Origin of the sequence: Citrobacter sp. C1, assembly GCF_014596895.2 — a bacterium.
GTDB lineage: Bacteria > Pseudomonadota > Gammaproteobacteria > Enterobacterales > Enterobacteriaceae > Citrobacter > Citrobacter gillenii.
On the sequence record NZ_CP115035.1, the window covers coordinates 4,556,060 to 4,576,146 of the forward strand.

The window sequence follows — 20,087 nt, forward strand, 5'->3', positions numbered from 1 at the left end:
AGATTACGGTAGAAATCCTGAACCAGCATATGATCTCGGGTATCAGACCGATGCAGGGGATAATCGTCGGTCGAGAAACAATCGAAATCACATATATCCTGTGTGTTTAGTAAAAAATCATTGGCAGCTTGAAAAAGAAGGTTCACATGTTAAACAACATTCGTATCGAAGAAGACTTGTTGGGTACCAGGGAAGTTCCAGCGGACGCCTACTACGGTGTTCATACTCTGAGAGCGATTGAAAACTTCTACATTAGCAACAACAAAATCAGCGATATCCCTGAATTTGTTCGCGGTATGGTAATGGTGAAAAAGGCAGCGGCCCTGGCCAACAAAGAGCTGCAAACCATTCCTAAGAGTGTGGCAAATGCCATCATCGCAGCATGTGATGAAGTTCTGAATAACGGAAAATGCATGGATCAGTTCCCGGTAGATGTTTACCAGGGTGGTGCGGGTACCTCCGTCAACATGAACACCAACGAAGTGCTGGCCAATATCGGTCTGGAACTGATGGGTCACCAGAAAGGTGAATATCAGTACCTGAATCCGAACGACCACGTGAACAAATGTCAGTCTACCAACGACGCTTATCCGACCGGCTTCCGTATCGCTGTTTACGCATCCATCATCAAACTGATTGATGCCCTTAACCAACTGCGTGAAGGCTTCGAACAAAAAGCTGTTGAATTCCAGGACATCCTGAAAATGGGTCGTACCCAGCTGCAGGATGCTGTACCGATGACTCTCGGTCAGGAATTCCGTGCTTTCAGCGTTCTGTTGAAAGAAGAAGTGAAGAACATTGGCCGTACTGCTGAGCTGCTGCTGGAAGTTAACCTCGGCGCAACCGCAATCGGTACAGGTCTGAACACCCCGAAAGAGTACTCTCCGCTGGCTGTACAGAAACTGGCTGAAGTGACTGGTTTTGCCTGTGTTCCGGCTGAAGACCTGATTGAAGCAACGTCCGACTGTGGCGCATACGTTATGGTGCACAGCGCACTGAAACGTCTGGCTGTTAAGATGTCCAAAATCTGTAATGACCTGCGTTTGCTCTCCTCTGGCCCACGTGCCGGCCTGAACGAGATCAACCTGCCGGAACTGCAGGCGGGCTCTTCCATCATGCCAGCGAAAGTAAACCCGGTTATCCCGGAAGTCGTCAACCAGGTGTGCTTTAAAGTCATCGGTAACGACATCACCGTCACCATGGCGTCTGAAGCAGGTCAGCTGCAGTTGAACGTTATGGAACCGGTTATTGGCCAGGCGATGTTTGAATCTATCCACATCCTGAGCAACGCTTGCTATAACCTGCTGGAAAAATGCGTTAGCGGCATTACGGCTAACAAAGAAGTGTGTGAAGCATTCGTGTATAACTCTATCGGTATCGTGACCTATCTGAACCCGTTCATCGGTCACCACAACGGCGATATCGTCGGTAAAATCTGTGCCGAAACCGGTAAGAGCGTGCGTGAAGTTGTCCTTGAACGTGGCCTGCTGACCGAAGCTGAGCTGGACGATATCTTCTCTGCTCAGAACCTGATGCACCCTGCTTATAAAGCAAAACGTTATACTGATGAAAGCGAACAGTAATCGTGTAGGGTAGTACCAGAGAAGGCACGTCAGATGACGTGCCTTTTTTCTTGCACGAAGTTACTTAAAAACAACAATTTAATATCAACTTGTTAAACAACAAGGAAGGCTAATATGATAGTTTTAGAACTTATCATCGTTTTGCTGGCAATCTTTTTAGGTGCCAGACTTGGGGGTATCGGTATTGGATTTGCAGGTGGGCTGGGTGTTCTGGTTCTCGCCGCTATTGGCGTAAAACCGGGTAACATTCCGTTCGATGTTATTTCCATTATCATGGCGGTCATCGCTGCCATTTCTGCTATGCAGATTGCAGGTGGTCTGGACTATTTGGTTCACCAAACTGAAAAACTGCTGCGTAAGAACCCAAAATACATCACGATCCTTGCACCGATTGTGACCTATTTCCTGACCATCTTTGCAGGTACAGGCAACATCTCTCTGGCAACGCTGCCGGTTATCGCTGAAGTAGCGAAGGAACAAGGCATCAAACCTTGCCGTCCGCTGTCTACTGCAGTGGTTTCTGCACAGATTGCGATTACTGCGTCGCCAATCTCCGCAGCTGTGGTGTACATGTCTTCCGTCATGGAAGGTCATGGCATCAGCTACATCCACCTGCTGTCCGTGGTCATTCCGTCCACGCTGCTGGCGGTACTGGTGATGTCCTTCCTGGTCACTATGCTGTTCAACTCCAAGCTGTCTGACGATCCGATTTACCGTAAACGTCTGGAAGAAGGCCTGGTCGAACTGCGCGGTGAAAGACAAGTTGAAATCAAAGCGGGCGCAAAAACCTCCGTATGGTTGTTCCTGCTGGGCGTAGTTTGCGTGGTGGCTTACGCCATTATCAACAGCCCAAGCCTCGGTCTGGTCGCTAAACCGCTGATGAACACCACCAACGCCATCTTGATCATCATGCTGAGCATCGCGACGCTGACCACGATCATCTGCCGCGTTGAAACGGACTCTATCCTGAACTCCAGCACCTTCAAAGCCGGTATGAGCGCCTGTATTTGTATCCTGGGCGTTGCATGGCTGGGTGATACTTTCGTCTCTCATAACATTGACTGGATCAAAGAGACTGCAGGTAGCGTCATTCAGGGTCATCCGTGGCTGCTGGCTGTCATCTTCTTCTTTGCTTCTGCACTGCTGTACTCTCAGGCAGCAACGGCAAAAGCTCTGATGCCGATGGCTCTGGCACTGAACGTTTCTCCGTTGACCGCTGTCGCATCCTTCGCGGCTGTTTCTGGCCTGTTCATTCTGCCAACTTACCCAACGCTGGTTGCGGCGGTTCAGATGGATGACACCGGGACAACCCGCATCGGTAAATTCGTCTTTAACCATCCGTTCTTCATCCCGGGTACGCTGGGTGTGGTACTGGCTGTCTGCTTCGGCTTCCTGCTGGGCAGCTTCATGCTGTAAGTTTTACCTGCAGGGCGCCTGTGCGCCCTGCAGTTCCTCTCTCCCGTCTCGCTTTGACTAACATCCTTCTTCCGTCCGTTGTATAGTGACTCCTCTCTTGCTGGTTACTCTGTGCTTTCGAGGTGTTTATGCTTGATGTAAAGAATCAGGATATCTCCATCCCCGATACCGTTGTCGTGCTCTGTACCGCCCCGGATGAAGCAACCGCTCAGGATCTGGCCGCTAAAGTGCTGGCGGAAAAACTGGCTGCCTGCGTCACACTGCTGCCCGGCGCTACCTCCCTCTATTATTGGGAAGGCAAGCTGGAGCAGGAATATGAAGTCCAGATGATCTTAAAAACCGCAGTTTCACACCAGCAAGCACTTCTCGATTGCCTGAAGTCACATCACCCGTACCAAACACCTGAACTTCTGGTTTTACCCGTCACTCACGGAGATTTTGATTACCGCTCATGGCTCAACGCATCCTTACGCTGATCCTGCTGCTCTGCAGCACATCAACTTTTGCTGGCTTATTTGACGCACCAGGTCGCTCGCAGTTTGTCCCGGCCGACCAGGCATTTGTGTTCGATTTTCAGCAAAACCAACACGTTCTGAACCTCTCCTGGCAGGTCAAAGACGGCTATTATCTTTATCGTAAACAGATAAGCATAACCCCATCTCAGGCCGAGACTGCCGAGGTAAAATTGCCGCCCGGGGTCTGGCATGAAGATGAGTTTTACGGCAAAAGTGAAATTTATCGTCAGCAGTTGACTATCCCTGTCACCGTCAAGCAGGCTGCTGCGGGTGCGACGCTAACGGTTACCTACCAGGGCTGTGCCGACGCCGGGTTCTGTTATCCGCCTGAGACAAAAACCGTGCCGTTACGTGAAGTGGCGGCCAGTGCAGAAACACCACCAACGACCTCTTCAGCAACGGTATCGCCAGAAGAACAACCACAACCCACGACCCAACTGCCGTTCTCCGCATTGTGGGCGCTGCTGATCGGGATTGGCATTGCCTTTACACCTTGCGTCCTGCCGATGTACCCGCTGATTTCCGGTATCGTGCTAGGTGGAAAACAGCGCTTATCAACCGGACGAGCACTACTGCTAACCTTTATCTATGTCCAGGGAATGGCGCTCACCTACACCGCGCTGGGTCTGGTGGTTGCCGCTGCGGGGTTACAGTTCCAGGCGGCGCTACAGCATCCTTATGTCCTGGTTGGCCTTGCTATCGCCTTTACGCTGCTGGCTTTATCGATGTTTGGCCTGTTCACGCTACAGCTGCCTTCATCACTGCAAACACGCCTCACGTTAATGAGTAACCGTCAGCAAGGCGGCTCTCCCGGCAGCGTATTTACAATGGGGGCGATTGCCGGTCTGATCTGTTCGCCTTGCACCACCGCCCCACTAAGCGCAATCCTGCTGTATATCGCTCAGAGCGGAAACATGTGGCTAGGCGGCGGCACGCTGTATCTGTACGCGCTGGGAATGGGACTGCCCCTGATGCTCATTACCGTCTTTGGTAACCGTCTGCTACCGAAAAGCGGCCCGTGGATGGAGCATGTCAAAACCGCCTTTGGTTTTGTCATCCTGGCGCTTCCCGTATTTTTACTGGAACGTATTATCGGTGACGAATGGGGGATCCGCTTGTGGTCGTTACTCGGCGTCGCGTTCTTTAGCTGGGCCTTCATTACCAGTCTGCAAGCCAAACGCCCATGGATGCGCCTTGTGCAAATAGCCCTGCTCGCCGCCGCTCTGGTGAGCGTACGTCCCTTGCAGGACTGGGCATACGGTACGCCGCATGCACAAACGCAGGCACATCTGAACTTCAAACCCATCGCGACGGTCGATGCGTTAAATCAGGCGCTGGCAGAGGCAAAAGGTAAGCCGGTGATGCTGGATCTGTATGCCGACTGGTGCGTAGCCTGCAAAGAATTTGAGAAATACACCTTCAGCGATCCGCTGGTTCAACAGGCATTAAGCAACACGGTATTACTGCAGGCGGACGTCACGGCAAATAATGCCCAGGATGTCGCACTGCTGAAGCATCTGCAGGTTTTAGGGCTGCCAACCATTTTGTTTTTTGATGCTCAGGGTAAAGAGCAGCCAAACGCGCGGGTAACAGGCTTTATGGATGCCGCAACATTTAGCGCACATTTGCACGATCGCCAACCGTGAGCGACACTTGCAAAAGGAAAACGGAGGAGAATACCGTGCAACGTGAAGATGTCCTGGGAGAAGCCCTGAAATTACTTGAGGTGCAAGGGATAGCCAATACCACGCTGGAAATGGTGGCCGACCATATTGATTATCCGCTTGATGAGCTGCAGCGCTTCTGGCCCGATAAAGAGGCCATCTTGTACGATGCCCTGCGGTACCTTAGCCAGCGGGTAGATATCTGGCGGCGTCAGCTTCTGCTTGATGACACCCTGAGCGCTGAGCAGAAGTTACTGGCTCGCTATAACGCCCTGGCCGAATGTGTGAGCAACAATCGTTACCCCGGCTGCCTGTTCATCGCCGCCTGTACCTTCTACCCTGACCCTGGCCACCCTATCCATCAACTTGCGGATCAACAAAAAAAGGCGGCCCATGATTTTACCCATGAACTGCTGACGACGCTGGAAGTTGACGACCCGGCGATGGTCGCCAAACAGATGGAACTGGTGCTTGAAGGTTGCCTGAGCCGCATGCTGGTCAATCGTAGCCAGGCCGACGTGGAAACGGCACACCGGCTGGCGGAAGACATCCTGCGCTTCGCTCAATGTCGTATGGGCGGTGCGCTGACCTAAGCAAACATCCCCGCCCATGCGGAGATAAGCAGACACAGCGCCATCACCCGTTGAAAACGCACCATCGCCGTGGTGGTGCGAAACACCCTGTTTACCGCCTTACCCAGCCACGCCCAGCACAACAAGCACGCCACAGATATCAGTAAGAACCACAGCGCCATTAGCGCGACATCCCGCAGCATATGCTCACCCGTAGGGGCAAACAGACTCACCACCGCCAGCGCCATCATCCACGTTTTGGGATTGATAATCTGCAACAGTGCCGCTGCTTTGGCAGTAAAGCGATGGCGCGTTTGCCCAGCAATATTCGTTGCCGGAGCACAAAACAGCTGCCAGCTCATCCATGTCAGCCACAGTACACCCGCCCAGCTCATCACCTGGCGTACCAGCGGATACTGGCGCAGCAGTTCACCTGCACCGGCTCCAGATATCAGCACAATGGCGCTGGCGGCCACACAGCCGCTGACAAGCGCAGGCAGTGTGGCTCTCACGCCATAATGCTGACTGCTGGTCAACACAAGAATATTGGTGGGGCCTGGCGTTATCGAAGCAACAAAAGCAAACAGCAAGTACGGCATAATATTCACAGGTGACTCCTTATTATTGGAGTCCTGACTGTGCCGTTATTTATTGGAAACGTCTGGAAGGTTTGTGCACAACTTACGGTAATGTGCAGGCGTAATCCTGTACGCCCGCTGGAACCAGCGCCCAAGATGACTTTGATCGGCAAAGCCCAGTGTTGTCGCCACAGCGACGGGCTGCTCCCCTCGCGCCAGGAGCTGACGTGCTTTTGCCAGCCGCAACTGGATAAGCCAGGCATGCGGTGCCATATGGAATTCTCGCTTGAAACTGCGGGTCAGGGTAAAGCGGTCTGTCCCTGTCTCCCGTGCCAGATCGGAAAGGCCGATATTGTCGCCCATATGCGCATGCATATAGTCCCGCGCTCGATGCGCCATTGCACAACCCTGTATTTGTGATGGCAGACGCTTATGCCACCGACAATGTGCCGTGAGCTGAGTCAGCAAATTATCCATATTGCTTTGCTGCACGATACGCATTTCATCGGTATGCAGTGAACCAAATGTCTCACCAATCGCCCGAACCAGATGCGGCTCACGGGTCAGCGTTTGGTTAAAGTGCAGTGAATAGCTACCCGGAGTAGCCTCGTACAGCCCATGTAACGTGTGGGTCAGCCACTGTTCATCAAGGTAAAAGGTCAGATAGGTAAAACCGCCTGCAACCGGGGCATCACCATCATGGATTTCACCCGGTTCTAGCAGAAACGCATCACCCGGCTGGCTGTGATGGCGCTCCCGGCGACAGTGAAACTGCTGGGTACCGGAAAGGGTGATCCCCACCAGATAGCTGTCATGCCAGTGCGGGTCAAAGGCATGGCCTTCAAAGTGCGCCTTAATAGTCTCAATACCGGTATCGGCATGCTGTCGTAGTTCAAGCCAGTCGTTTGCCATACTGCCCTCCTCTCGCTGCCAGCATTGCCTGGTTAAATCACACCTGTCTGGAAGATTTGTGCAAACGTCAGGCATAAACGTACAGACTGCCGTAATATTAAGCGGTTGAACAGCTTTTCACGATATTTGATTGACTGCCAGGCGTGAATGCGGTTTAATGCGCCCCGTTGCCCGGATAGCTCAGTCGGTAGAGCAGGGGATTGAAAATCCCCGTGTCCTTGGTTCGATTCCGAGTCCGGGCACCAAATTCATATCAACGGACCTCCACGGAGGTCCGTTTTTCGTTTCAGGACGCCACGATTTAAGCGTTCTTCCTCCAAATCAATTCTACCGAACTCAACAAGATTCCCCCCACATCAACCTCATTGTGTGGGTATAATTGCGGGATACCCCAGTTCGACAGAATTTGTACCCTCTTTAGCGCATTCAGAAGGCTGAACTATGGCACTGACTGACGCAAAAATCCGGGCTGCAAAGCCCACTGACAAGGCTTATAAACTTACTGACGGGGCTGGCATGTTCCTGCTGGTTCATCCTAATGGTTCCCGTTACTGGCGTCTCCGTTATCGTATTCTGGGTAAGGAGAAGACTCTGGCACTTGGTGTGTATCCAGAAGTTTCTCTCTCCGAAGCTCGTACAAAACGGGATAAGGCCCGAAAACTAATTTCGGAGGGGATTGACCCTTGCGAACAGAAAAGAGCTAAAAAAGTAGTCCCTGATTTACAACTCTCTTTTGAACATATTGCACGACGCTGGCATGCCAGTAATAAACAATGGGCACAATCGCACAGTGGACTGACCCCACCCCGGTAGACGATCCTGCCCTATAGTTGGACTGACCCCACCCCGGTAGACGATCCTGCCCTATAGTTTGAGCATAGGGGGAGCATATGGGCACACCACGATTTACACCTGAATTTAAGGAAGAAGCCGTCCGACAGATAACGGAACGCGGTTATTCCGTTGCCGAAGTATCTGACCGTCTGGGCGTTTCTGCCCACAGCCTCTACAAGTGGCTACGGGCTATCAAACCGGATAACAGCGAGCAGCATGCCCGGGATTTACTGGAAGCCAAAAGCGAGATCCTGAAACTACGGGCGCAGCTAAAACGTACCGAAGAAGAACGGGATATCCTGAAAAAGGCCGCGCGGTACTTTGCAAGGGAGCCCGACTGAAGTACCGCTTTATCAATGAGCACCGCACTGTATGGGGTGTGATGACAATGTGTCGGGTACTGGATGTCGCCCGGGCCGGGTTCTACGCGTGGCTGCATAACCCGGTCTCGGCACGTGATAAAGATAATCAGCGTCTGCTGACGCTTATCCGTGACTCCTATTCACTGAGCGGAGGCGTATACGGTTACCGGCGGGTTCATAGCGACCTGAACGAAATCGGGGAAACCTGCGGTAAAAACCGGGTGGGCCGTATTATGCAACTGAACCGGATTAAAGCCGTGCGCGGCTATAAAGCGCCGCGTCGTATCGCTGGCAGACCTTCAGTGGTTGCCCCTAATCGCGTGCAGCGGCAGTTTACTGTTGTCCGGGCCAATCAGGTCTGGGTCACCGACATTACTTATATCCGTACCTGGCAGGGCTGGCTGTATCTGGCGGTGGTTATCGATCTCTTCGCCCGTAACGTGGTGGGCTGGTCGATGAAGCCCACTCTCTCACGCGAACTGGCGCTGGATGCACTGATGATGGCGGTCTGGCGACGTAAACCCGACGGTGAGGTCATTGTGCACTCAGACCAGGGAAGCCAGTACGGCAGTGACGACTGGCAGCGCTTCTGCCGGGCTAATAACCTGGTCCCGAGCATGAGCCGGCGTGGCAACTGCTGGGATAATGCGGTGGCCGAATCGTTCTTCAGTTCACTGAAAAAAGAGCGCATCAGGAAGAGAATATACAAAACCCGGGATCTAGCCCGGGCGGATATCTTCGATTACATTGAAGTGTTCTACAACCGGGCCCGGCGCCACAGTCACCTCGGCGGCGTCAGTCCGGAGGCCTTCGAACAGGCCTCGTCGTGAGGACAGAATTTGTCTACGGTCGTGGGGGCAGTCCAACTATAGGGCAGGATCGTCTACCGGGGTGGGGTCAGTCCACTTTTTTAAGTTGTCTACTCAGGATTTCTATAACTTCTTTGCGCTTCCTTGTGGTTCATTCAGATTTAATGGAGAGCATTAAACTATATTGCTTTCGGAATAAAATAATCCTGAACGCCTTATCTTGATAGCCTCGGTTTTGGGTATAGAACCTATTCACATCGGTAGAGGCGCCAGCATAAGCAAATGGATAACGCGACTAAAAAAACAGCGTTATAAAGGTAGCTTTCGTTCCCTTTAATAACTTATTTAGTGTTGTTGGCGTATGCTGGCGCGACATCGTCGTCTCCTTATCCGATTAGAATAAAATCATCAATATTGACGCTTTTAGAGTTTACGTTTTCTAAAGTAATGACATTGGCATTAACAGGATCGCCGATGGTAATTACGGTACTGTTACCGGTTCCCCCGGCAATCTTGACGCTGCTGGCAAAATTCGCCACACCAATGCCGAATAAACTCACATCGAGGTAATCCTGTCCGCCGCTGGGGTTACTGTCGAAGCCGCTGGTAATACGGTCTCGCCCAAAGCCTGCGCTAAAGACGAAGGTGTCATTTCCGGCACCACCGGTCATGATATCGTCACCCTGTCCCCCCTCGAGTCTGTCGTTACCCGCTCCACCTGTCAGTTTATCGTTACCGGCCCCGCCCTGAAGGTTATCGGCACCGTCACCCCCATCAAGGGCGTCATTTCCTGCGCCACCGTAGAGCGTATCGTTTCCTCCCATCCCATACAAAAAGTCATTACCGCTGCCACCGGTGATGGTGTTGGCAATGGCATTACCTCTGCCGGTAAACGCGCCTGTCCCGGTGAACACCAGGTTTTCAACGTTATTGGTCAACGTGTAATTGTGGAGGGTGGTCTGGACAGCATCTGTCCCGCCATTAAGACCTTCTGTGACGACGTCTCCATTATTATCAACAATATAGGTGTCATTGCCGAGGCCGCCTACCATCAGATCAGCCCCTTCGCCACCGTCAAGTCTGTCGTTACCCGCTCCGCCTGTCATTTTATCGTTACCGGTCCCGCCCTGAAGGTTATCGGCACCCTCCCCTCCATCAAGGACGTCATTTCCTGCCCCACCGTTGAGCGTGTCGTTTCCTCCCATCCCATACAAAAAGTCATTACCGCTGCCACCGGTGATGGTGTTGGCAATGGCATTCCCTCTGCCGGTAAACGCGCCTGTCCCGGTGAACACCAGGTTTTCAACGTTATTGGTCAACGTGTAATTGTGGAGGGTGGTCTGGACAGTATCTGTCCCGCCATTAAGACCTTCTGTGACGACATCGCCATTATTATCAACAACATAGATGTCATTTCCGGCACCGCCCACCATCACGTCGGCCCCGAGGCCACCGTTGAGAATATCGTTGCCAGCCCCACCGTTGAGCGTATCGTTGCCGCCCCCGCCATTCAGGACGTCGTTGCCGAGCCCACCATTCAGGATGTCAATGCCGTTCCCACCATCCAGGACGACGTTATTGTGGGCAATGACCGGCGGTTTATCGAGCTGACTCGTCCCGAAGATGTTCTCGGGAAGATTGGTCAGGCCCGTGTTGCGTGCCACGATCCCGGCAAAACCCTGTTCCTCGATAACCTCGTAGAGGTCCAGATGCTCCACGCGATCGAGATAATACAGCCGGTCACCTTCCTGGATGCGGTCAAGTTGTTCGTGGATGATGACCCAGAAGGTCTGGCCAACCACACCACCATTGATGTGCTTCTCGGCGAGTCCGCCAACGAACAGATCCACTCTGTCGATACCTTTGACGGTGTTTCCGTTGACCAATTTATAGCCAGGATTCGCCGCCAGGAAGTCTGCAATTTGACTATCCTCTAGTACGAGGTCGGGATAGGCCTTCTTGAATTGCGCAATGACGGTGTCGCTGAGATTGTTCCGTGCCTGGAAGTCTTCCCATGAACCGTAGGGTGTGAGATCACCAGCAAAGCTGACCGCCTCTTTGACGTACGGATCGAGAGAGGCCATCAGGTCGGCCCGGATCTGGTTCATCGAACCCAGACCAACGTCCCACTCGCGGGCGACGTCGAAGGCGAACACGTCAGCACTCATACGAACAAGGTCGTTGCGCACAGCATCGACGATATTGACGTCGACTTCTTCCGCAGGCTGGACAACACCCCCGGCAATGATCCCGGCGGCACCCAGTTGCTCATAGCCTGGCTGTGGAGAGTAAGGCAATTGCGATTTGGGGAAGTTAAACGCGCTCGTATCGTTGGTCGGGTTGAGGAACGCGTCGAACAGCGGCACCTGCGTTGCATTGCCCTCAGCGTCGAGCACCGTCAGCGTCTGCCCTATCAGCGAATGCCCGAACCGGTAAGCGGCAACCGCGAACTCGTGCGAGACTCGTGCATCCACTTCCGGATTGTACTCGGCGAAGCCGTGATCGCCCTCACCTCTCATGCCACCAAGCAACTTGTCGGCAAAGTCGGTGTAAATAACGCGCTGATATTCAGCTTCGTTAATGATCTTGGCAGCCTGGAACAGCTCTTCAGCTGTTCCATTAAATCCGGCTTCGAGCAATGCGTTGACATGGAAGTTGTGATTCCGTTCCCAGATGTTGTGGATCGCGGTTAGTGCGATGTTTTCGTTCGCACGTCCATCACCCGCCACGTAGTGGTCGAGCAGGTTGATAAAGGGGTTAGTGTCGAGCAGCAGCGCAAAGCCACTTCCCATGAAATTAGAGGTCATGGCAGGAAGCATCGCTTGGTTGATAACGCCATTACTGTCGACCAGTCCGGCGAAGTACTCCCGGAAGGCTACGCGGTGGTCGCCCGGCAGCGAGCTGTCGGTGAACAGCGTGTTGTTGTTCCAGTGATGCAGGATCAGTTCACTCAGCGTGGGCAGTAGCTTGAAATTTGGATTTGATGGATCCAGTCCGCCCTCTAACAGCTTGCCCGTAAAGCCGCCCAGTCCATCACCTTCTCGCAGGAACTGGCCGACGAGTTCGTTAGAGCCATAAGTTTGGTTCTGGTCAGCGAATGGCGATGTCTTATTGAGATGCTGCGGGATTCCATTGGCATCAATACTGTCAACGGTGCCACGAGTCAGGTCCGCGGGGTTTGGAACCGAGCCCGGAGTGCCAATCTGGATCGTTCCGTTACCTCCCTTACCGAGGAAATCAAGACCGTGATCGAAGTACTGACCGAAGGCCGTAAATAAGCTGTTCACGCCAGCGGCATTGCCGGACAGGTTTGCTTCCTGTGCACCAAGGGCATCGCTGATGGCTCGCGGATCCAGCCCGGAGAACAGGGGGTTGATGTCGCGGTTTTGGGTCGTCTCATTCCAGGCGCCGTAGTGCGCGTCGGTGAGCCGTATGAACGGCTGATCGGCTGATCCATAGTCAAGGTGAACCCGGTTATTACCGGTGCCTTCGAGATCTCGGATCCCGAGCGCATCGTTGTCTTCCCCTCCTTCAAGCCCGTTGACGAGATTCTTCAGGTTGGCGACATCACTGGCGGTGAGAGGGAAAGCACCGTCGCCGCCGACATCGTCATTGTCATTGTCATTGTCATTGTCATTGTCATTGTCATCGTCATCGTCATCGTCATCGGCTTCCGTCGACGTTTCCTTGCGTGCTAAGACAATGGGATCGGTAGGTTTCAACTTGGTGTTTATGCCATCATGCACCGTGATCTTGTCCTGAGTTAGCGTAGAAGCCTTGGATCTCGGTGCCAGCTCAATCACCTCCTGCGGCGTCGGCGTGCCAAACACATCATCCAGACTTATACCGAGCACCGGATCGGTCTCTTTGTTCACTTCAACTGCGGATAAGAAATTGGCGGTCCGGTTGCTGATAATCCATGACGGCGGATCTATAACCGACCATATCCCAGCGTATCCCGCCTGAAATGAGGAATCAAAAAAGCGCAGGAAGGAAAAGTCTGTAACACCAAACTTGCCTTGCCCTGTGACCAGGTTGTTAAAGCTAGCATCGAAGGTTCGCATACTGAATGGCACAAGATGGTTAGATAATATATTGAAGTTGAGATCGTCGACATCCATTTGTGCTATAGATATTTGTTTGAGGGTATATTTCAGGTCAGGTTTTATGACATTCTTCATTTTCATTTCTCTCAGTAATGATTATGAAAGGCACGAAAAGGCGAAGCCGGTAAGCGGCACTCGAATTACGCGCCTGGAATTGCTAACTGAGCGAATAGGTAGAGCGACTTCGAGCTCCGGGTGGACGCACAACCTATATATTACCCTTTAACGTCACAAAAGACCCTATGATAGATATGCTCAGCCCCCACTGGAAAATCGCGACGACTTACTTTGCCAAACTGATAGCAGGCTTCAGACAAGCGACCCCTTAATATTGAATAAAGCCAAAAAAATAACATCCGTCAATTAGTAGCAACTATTTTTAAATTTCGAATGGCAAAAAAATCATCAATATTACATAGCTAATACATCACCCAGAATTTAATCGATCATCACCGCGTTAACAGTCGCACATTAATTTCCTTTAAATTCAATACCCTACAAAAATCCATCCAGACAAGTATTGAATAAATCATAAAGAAAAAATTGAACACCCATCAAGCCGCACTAATAAAAATGATATAAAAGTTTAAATGGCGACAATAAAAATAATACATCCTCATTACCGCGCTGCTGAAATTCCGGAGCTAAACTATATTAATATATCATTACCAACATAAATGAAGTCATTATATGTAATGTTAAATTTTCTTATGCGGTTTAAATTATGATTTTCCTGACTGGATATACGGAATAGCCTCGGATTCCCTGGAGGTTTTACTGGATAACGTCGGAATGTAAGGACGCGCGGAAAATTCAGATGACTTCCTTGAAAGAAGTTATTTCGCGATAGGATCGAAGCTAAATAGGGTACACTGGCAAGATGGACATTTAACAGCCAAATTTGACATGAGTTTTGATAATCCCCGTGTCCTTGGTTCGATTCCGAGTCCAGCACCACTCTTTAGAAGAAGCAGCCTACGGGCTGGTTTTTTGCTATTTTATTTCCCAAGGCTTTTCAGCCAATCCCAAGCCATCTCCTTATCAATTACCCGCAACCGTCGCTGCTACCCCCCATAAATTAATGGGCAGTTAGATTTTATAATTAAAGAAGAATGCTTTGTCGTTTACGGGCAGGATAAAGGACATTTTACGCGGACAGAAGAGAGGTTTTGCTGGGCAGATAAGGCGCTGACGCGGCTATCCATCTGCTTTCACATACAACAGACGCAAAAAAGCCCATCCGTCAGGATGGGCTTCTTCACTTGTTTGATGCCTGGCAGTTCCCTACTCTCGCATGGGGAGACCCCACACTACCATCGGCGCTACGGCGTTTCACTTCTGAGTTCGGCATGGGGTCAGGTGGGACCACCGCGCTACAGCCGCCAGGCAAATTCTGTTATCAGACCGCTTCTGCGTTCTGATTTTATCTGTATCAAGCTGAATTGATGTCTCTTTCGCCAAAACATCTTTGGCGTTGTAAGGTTAAGCCTCACGGTTCATTAGTATCGGTTAGCTCAATGTATCGCTACACTTACACACCCGACCTATCAACGTCGTAGTCTTCAACGTTCCTTCAGGACTCTCAAGGAGTCAGGGAGAACTCATCTCGGGGCAAGTTTCGTGCTTAGATGCTTTCAGCACTTATCTCTTCCGCATTTAGCTACCGGGCAATGCCATTGGCATGACAACCCGAACACCAGTGATGCGTCCACTCCGGTCCTCTCGTACTAGGAGCAGCCCCCCTCAATTCTCCAGCGCCCACGGCAGATAGGGACCGAACTGTCTCACGACGTTCTAAACCCAGCTCGCGTACCACTTTAAATGGCGAACAGCCATACCCTTGGGACCTACTTCAGCCCCAGGATGTGATGAGCCGACATCGAGGTGCCAAACACCGCCGTCGATATGAACTCTTGGGCGGTATCAGCCTGTTATCCCCGGAGTACCTTTTATCCGTTGAGCGATGGCCCTTCCATTCAGAACCACCGGATCACTAAGACCTGCTTTCGCACCTGCTCGAGCCGTCACTCTCGCAGTCAAGCTAGCTTATGCCTTTGCACTAACCTCCTGATGTCCGACCAGGATTAGCTAACCTTCGTGCTCCTCCGTTACTCTTTAGGAGGAGACCGCCCCAGTCAAACTACCCACCAGACACTGTCCGCAACCCGGATCACGGGTCTACGTTAGAACACCAGCCATTAAAGGGTGGTATTTCAAGGTTGGCTCCATGCAGACTGGCGTCCACACTTCAAAGCCTCCCACCTATCCTACACATCAAGGACCAGTGTTCAGTGTCAAGCTATAGTAAAGGTTCACGGGGTCTTTCCGTCTTGCCGCGGGTACACTGCATCTTCACAGCGAGTTCAATTTCACTGAGTCTCGGGTGGAGACAGCCTGGCCATCATTACGCCATTCGTGCAGGTCGGAACTTACCCGACAAGGAATTTCGCTACCTTAGGACCGTTATAGTTACGGCCGCCGTTTACCGGGGCTTCGATCAAGAGCTTCTCCTTACGGATAACCCCATCAATTAACCTTCCGGCACCGGGCAGGCGTCACACCGTATACGTCCACTTTCGTGTTTGCACAGTGCTGTGTTTTTAATAAACAGTTGCAGCCAGCTGGTATCTTCGACTGATTTCAGCTCCACGAGCAAGTCGCTTCACCTACCATCAGCGTGCCTTCTCCCGAAGTTACGGCACCATTTTGCCTAGTTCCTTCACCCGAGTTCTCTCAAGCGCCTTGGTATTCTCTACCTGACCACCTGTGTCGGTTTGGGGTACGATTTCGTGTTACCTGATGCTTAGAGGCTTTTCCTGGAAGCAGGGCATTTGTTACTTCAGCACCGTAGTGCCTCGTCATCACACCTCAGCGTTATACAGAAGTCCGGATTTACCTAAACTTCCCGCCTACATGCTTAAACCGGGACAACCGTCGCCCGGCTAACATAGCCTTCTCCGTCCCCCCTTCGCAGTAACACCAAGTACAGGAATATTAACCTGTTTCCCATCGACTACGCCTTTCGGCCTCGCCTTAGGGGTCGACTCACCCTGCCCCGATTAACGTTGGACAGGAACCCTTGGTCTTCCGGCGTGCGGGTTTTTCACCCGCATTATCGTTACTTATGTCAGCATTCGCACTTCTGATACCTCCAGCACCCCTCACAGGACACCTTCAACGGCTTACAGAACGCTCCCCTACCCAACAACACATAGTGTCGCTGCCGCAGCTTCGGTGCACAGTTTAGCCCCGTTACATCTTCCGCGCAGGCCGACTCGACCAGTGAGCTATTACGCTTTCTTTAAATGATGGCTGCTTCTAAGCCAACATCCTGGCTGTCTGTGCCTTCCCACATCGTTTCCCACTTAACTGTGACTTTGGGACCTTAGCTGGCGGTCTGGGTTGTTTCCCTCTTCACGACGGACGTTAGCACCCGCCGTGTGTCTCCCGTGATAACATTCTTCGGTATTCGTAGTTTGCATCGGGTTGGTAAGTCGGGATGACCCCCTAGCCGAAACAGTGCTCTACCCCCGAAGATGAGTTCACGAGGCGCTACCTAAATAGCTTTCGGGGAGAACCAGCTATCTCCCGGTTTGATTGGCCTTTCACCCCCAGCCACAAGTCATCCGCTAATTTTTCAACATTAGTCGGTTCGGTCCTCCAGTTAGTGTTACCCAACCTTCAACCTGCCCATGGCTAGATCACCGGGTTTCGGGTCTATACCCTGCAACTTAACGCCCAGTTAAGACTCGGTTTCCCTTCGGCTCCCCTATACGGTTAACCTTGCTACAGAATATAAGTCGCTGACCCATTATACAAAAGGTACGCAGTCACCCTGATAAATCAAGGCTCCCACTGCTTGTACGTACACGGTTTCAGGTTCTTTTTCACTCCCCTCGCCGGGGTTCTTTTCGCCTTTCCCTCACGGTACTGGTTCACTATCGGTCAGTCAGGAGTATTTAGCCTTGGAGGATGGTCCCCCCATATTCAGACAGGATACCACGTGTCCCGCCCTACTCTTCGAGTTCACAACACATGCGATTTTGTGTACGGGACTATCACCCTGTACCGTCGGACTTTCCAGACCGTTCCACTACCACACATGCTGATTCAGACTCTGGGCTGCTCCCCGTTCGCTCGCCGCTACTGGGGGAATCTCGGTTGATTTCTTTTCCTCGGGGTACTTAGATGTTTCAGTTCCCCCGGTTCGCTTCATTACGCTATGTATTCACGTAATGATAGTGTGTCGAAACACACTGGGTTTCCCCATTCGGAAATCGCCGGCTATAACGGTTCATATCACCTTACCGACGCTTATCGCAGATTAGCACGTCCTTCATCGCCTCTGACTGCCAGGGCATCCACCGTGTACGCTTAGTCGCTTAACCTCACAACCCGAAGATGTTTCGTAAAACACATCGTGTTGCGAAAATTTGAGAGACTCGAACACACCGCTTATCTGTTCTTATTACGGAGAACAGACACAGTGTGTCGTTTCAATTTTCAGCTTGATCCAGATTTTTAAAGAGCAAATATCTCAAACGTAACTCACTGAGTTAGTTTTGAGATATCGATGGGTTGTGCCTTTCACTCACGACCAGCAAGTGGCGTCCCCTAGGGGATTCGAACCCCTGTTGCCGCCGTGAAAGGGCGGAGTCCTAACCGCTAGACGAAGGGGACACGGAGTGTCACGACTTCGCAGCCGTCTTGCTTCTTTACTTTTCATCAGACAATCTGTGTGAGCACTACAAAGAACGTTTCTTTAAGGTAAGGAGGTGATCCAACCGCAGGTTCCCCTACGGTTACCTTGTTACGACTTCACCCCAGTCATGAATCACAAAGTGGTAAGCGCCCTCCCGAAGGTTAAGCTACCTACTTCTTTTGCAACCCACTCCCATGGTGTGACGGGCGGTGTGTACAAGGCCCGGGAACGTATTCACCGTAGCATTCTGATCTACGATTACTAGCGATTCCGACTTCATGGAGTCGAGTTGCAGACTCCAATCCGGACTACGACATACTTTATGAGGTCCGCTTGCTCTCGCGAGGTCGCTTCTCTTTGTATATGCCATTGTAGCACGTGTGTAGCCCTACTCGTAAGGGCCATGATGACTTGACGTCATCCCCACCTTCCTCCAGTTTATCACTGGCAGTCTCCTTTGAGTTCCCGGCCGAACCGCTGGCAACAAAGGATAAGGGTTGCGCTCGTTGCGGGACTTAACCCAACATTTCACAACACGAGCTGACGACAGCCATGCAGCACCTGTCTCAGAGTTCCCGAAGGCACCAAAGCATCTCTGCTAAGTTCTCTGGATGTCAAGAGTAGGTAAGGTTCTTCGCGTTGCATCGAATTAAACCACATGCTCCACCGCTTGTGCGGGCCCCCGTCAATTCATTTGAGTTTTAACCTTGCGGCCGTACTCCCCAGGCGGTCGACTTAACGCGTTAGCTCCGGAAGCCACTCCTCAAGGGAACAACCTCCAAGTCGACATCGTTTACGGCGTGGACTACCAGGGTATCTAATCCTGTTTGCTCCCCACGCTTTCGCACCTGAGCGTCAGTCTTTGTCCAGGGGGCCGCCTTCGCCACCGGTATTCCTCCAGATCTCTACGCATTTCACCGCTACACCTGGAATTCTACCCCCCTCTACAAGACTCTAGCCTGCCAGTTTCGGATGCAGTTCCCAGGTTGAGCCCGGGGATTTCACATCCGACTTGACAGACCGCCTGCGTGCGCTTTACGCCCAGTAATTCCGATTAACGCTTGCACCCTCCGTATTACCGCGGCTGCTGGCACGGAGTTAGCCGGTGCTTCTTCTGCGAGTAACGTCAATGAATGCGGTTATTAACCACATCCCCTTCCTCCTCGCTGAAAGTACTTTACAACCCGAAGGCCTTCTTCATACACGCGGCATGGCTGCATCAGGCTTGCGCCCATTGTGCAATATTCCCCACTGCTGCCTCCCGTAGGAGTCTGGACCGTGTCTCAGTTCCAGTGTGGCTGGTCATCCTCTCAGACCAGCTAGGGATCGTCGCCTAGGTGAGCCGTTACCCCACCTACTAGCTAATCCCATCTGGGCACATCCGATGGCAAGAGGCCCGAAGGTCCCCCTCTTTGGTCTTGCGACATTATGCGGTATTAGCTACCGTTTCCAGTAGTTATCCCCCTCCATCGGGCAGTTTCCCAGACATTACTCACCCGTCCGCCACTCGTCACCCAAGGAGCAAGCTCCTCTGTGCTACCGTTCGACTTGCATGTGTTAGGCCTGCCGCCAGCGTTCAATCTGAGCCATGATCAAACTCTTCAATTTAAGTTTGATGCTCGTGAATTAAACTTCGTAATGAATTACGTATGTTCACTCAGAGACTTGGTATTCATTTTTCGTCTTGCGACGTTAAGAATCCGTATCTTCGAGTGCCCACACAGATTGTCTGATAAATTGTTAAAGAGCAGTGCAACACGGCTTTCGCTCACTGTTGCGAGGTGGCGTATATTACGCTTTCCTCTTTCAGAGTCAACCGTTTATTTTCAGGTTTTCTCTTCAACCGAACCGGCTGTTTGTGTGAAGTGATTCACATCCGCCGTGTCGATGGAGGCGCATTATAGGGAGTTCTCTGGCGCCCGCAACCCTTAAATTACAGAAAAATGACTGACTGCTGCATTCCACAGCAAAACCCCGCCTTATACCCATTTACACACAGAGTTATCCACAAAGCCGTCAGAATCTCTAACCTCA

At 51.8% G+C, this 20,087-nt stretch carries 9 protein-coding genes, 2 tRNA genes, 3 rRNA genes and 1 pseudogene; 8 read left to right on the forward strand and 7 right to left on the reverse strand.

All coding sequences use genetic code 11. The annotated features are described in order from the left end of the window. Nucleotides 1-146: 146 nt before the first annotated feature. The 5 genes from aspA to IB214_RS21915 all read left to right on the forward strand — a co-directional run bounded on the left by aspA (nt 147) and on the right by IB214_RS21915 (nt 5,771). A complete protein-coding gene (aspA, locus tag IB214_RS21895) occupies nt 147-1,583 on the forward strand; it encodes an aspartate ammonia-lyase (RefSeq protein WP_096758611.1) in 1,437 nt (478 codons plus the stop codon). 114 nt (nt 1,584-1,697) lie between these two features. Next, nucleotides 1,698-2,999, forward strand: a complete 1,302-nt coding sequence (dcuA, locus tag IB214_RS21900; protein ID WP_115259636.1) for an anaerobic C4-dicarboxylate transporter DcuA — start codon at nt 1,698-1,700, stop codon at nt 2,997-2,999. Nucleotides 3,000-3,127: 128 nt separating this feature from the next. Beyond that, nucleotides 3,128-3,475, forward strand: a complete 348-nt coding sequence (gene cutA / locus IB214_RS21905) for a divalent cation tolerance protein CutA (protein WP_096758613.1) — start codon at nt 3,128-3,130, stop codon at nt 3,473-3,475. Further along, nucleotides 3,451-5,160 (forward strand): protein-disulfide reductase DsbD, encoded by a 1,710-nt coding sequence (locus tag IB214_RS21910; protein ID WP_117342438.1) that lies wholly within the window; start codon nt 3,451-3,453, stop codon nt 5,158-5,160. Before cutA ends, IB214_RS21910 begins: the two co-directional genes overlap by 25 nt. A gap of 35 nt (nt 5,161-5,195) precedes the next feature. After that, on the forward strand, nt 5,196-5,771 hold the full coding sequence (locus IB214_RS21915) for a transcriptional regulator (RefSeq protein ID WP_115259638.1): 576 nt from the start codon (nt 5,196-5,198) through the stop codon (nt 5,769-5,771). Here the strand turns inward: IB214_RS21915 and IB214_RS21920 are convergent. Together IB214_RS21920 and IB214_RS21925 are read right to left on the reverse strand one after the other, a co-directional pair. Continuing rightward, a complete protein-coding gene (locus IB214_RS21920) occupies nt 5,768-6,358 on the reverse strand; it encodes a LysE family translocator (protein WP_115259639.1) in 591 nt (196 codons plus the stop codon). The genes IB214_RS21915 and IB214_RS21920 overlap by 4 nt on opposite strands. A 36-nt stretch (nt 6,359-6,394) precedes the next feature. Next, a complete protein-coding gene (locus IB214_RS21925; RefSeq protein WP_115259640.1) occupies nt 6,395-7,240 on the reverse strand; it encodes an AraC family transcriptional regulator in 846 nt (281 codons plus the stop codon). Between the two features lie 169 nt (nt 7,241-7,409). On the opposite strand from IB214_RS21925, the gene IB214_RS21930 reads away from it, so the two are divergent. The 3 genes and pseudogenes from IB214_RS21930 to IB214_RS21940 all read left to right on the forward strand — a co-directional run bounded on the left by IB214_RS21930 (nt 7,410) and on the right by IB214_RS21940 (nt 9,266). Next, nucleotides 7,410-7,485, forward strand: a tRNA-Phe gene (locus IB214_RS21930). A 196-nt stretch (nt 7,486-7,681) separates the two neighbouring features. After that, nucleotides 7,682-8,032, forward strand: a pseudogene (locus IB214_RS21935) (Arm DNA-binding domain-containing protein); the annotation flags it as partial. 98 nt (nt 8,033-8,130) lie between these two features. Next, a protein-coding gene (locus IB214_RS21940; RefSeq protein WP_208642073.1) for an IS3 family transposase occupies nt 8,131-9,266 on the forward strand; the annotation gives its coding sequence in 2 pieces (ribosomal slippage) (nt 8,131-8,377 and nt 8,377-9,266; 1,137 coding nt in all). A 365-nt stretch (nt 9,267-9,631) separates the two neighbouring features. Here IB214_RS21940 and IB214_RS21945 read toward each other — a convergent pair. The 5 genes from IB214_RS21945 to IB214_RS21965 form a co-directional block, all read right to left on the reverse strand. Further along, the gene (locus tag IB214_RS21945) at nt 9,632-13,426 is read right to left on the reverse strand and encodes a peroxidase family protein (protein WP_161959052.1); all 3,795 of its coding nucleotides are present in this window, start codon (nt 13,424-13,426) and stop codon (nt 9,632-9,634) included. A gap of 1,196 nt (nt 13,427-14,622) precedes the next feature. After that, a 5S ribosomal RNA gene (gene rrf, locus IB214_RS21950) occupies nt 14,623-14,738 on the reverse strand. Between the two features lie 91 nt (nt 14,739-14,829). Continuing rightward, nucleotides 14,830-17,739, reverse strand: a 23S ribosomal RNA gene (locus IB214_RS21955). 217 nt (nt 17,740-17,956) lie between these two features. Further along, nucleotides 17,957-18,031, reverse strand: a tRNA-Glu gene (locus IB214_RS21960). A gap of 88 nt (nt 18,032-18,119) precedes the next feature. Then, a 16S ribosomal RNA gene (locus IB214_RS21965) occupies nt 18,120-19,661 on the reverse strand. Together the 16S, 23S and 5S rRNA genes with 1 tRNA gene alongside form the textbook arrangement of a ribosomal RNA operon. Nucleotides 19,662-20,087 lie beyond the last annotated feature (426 nt).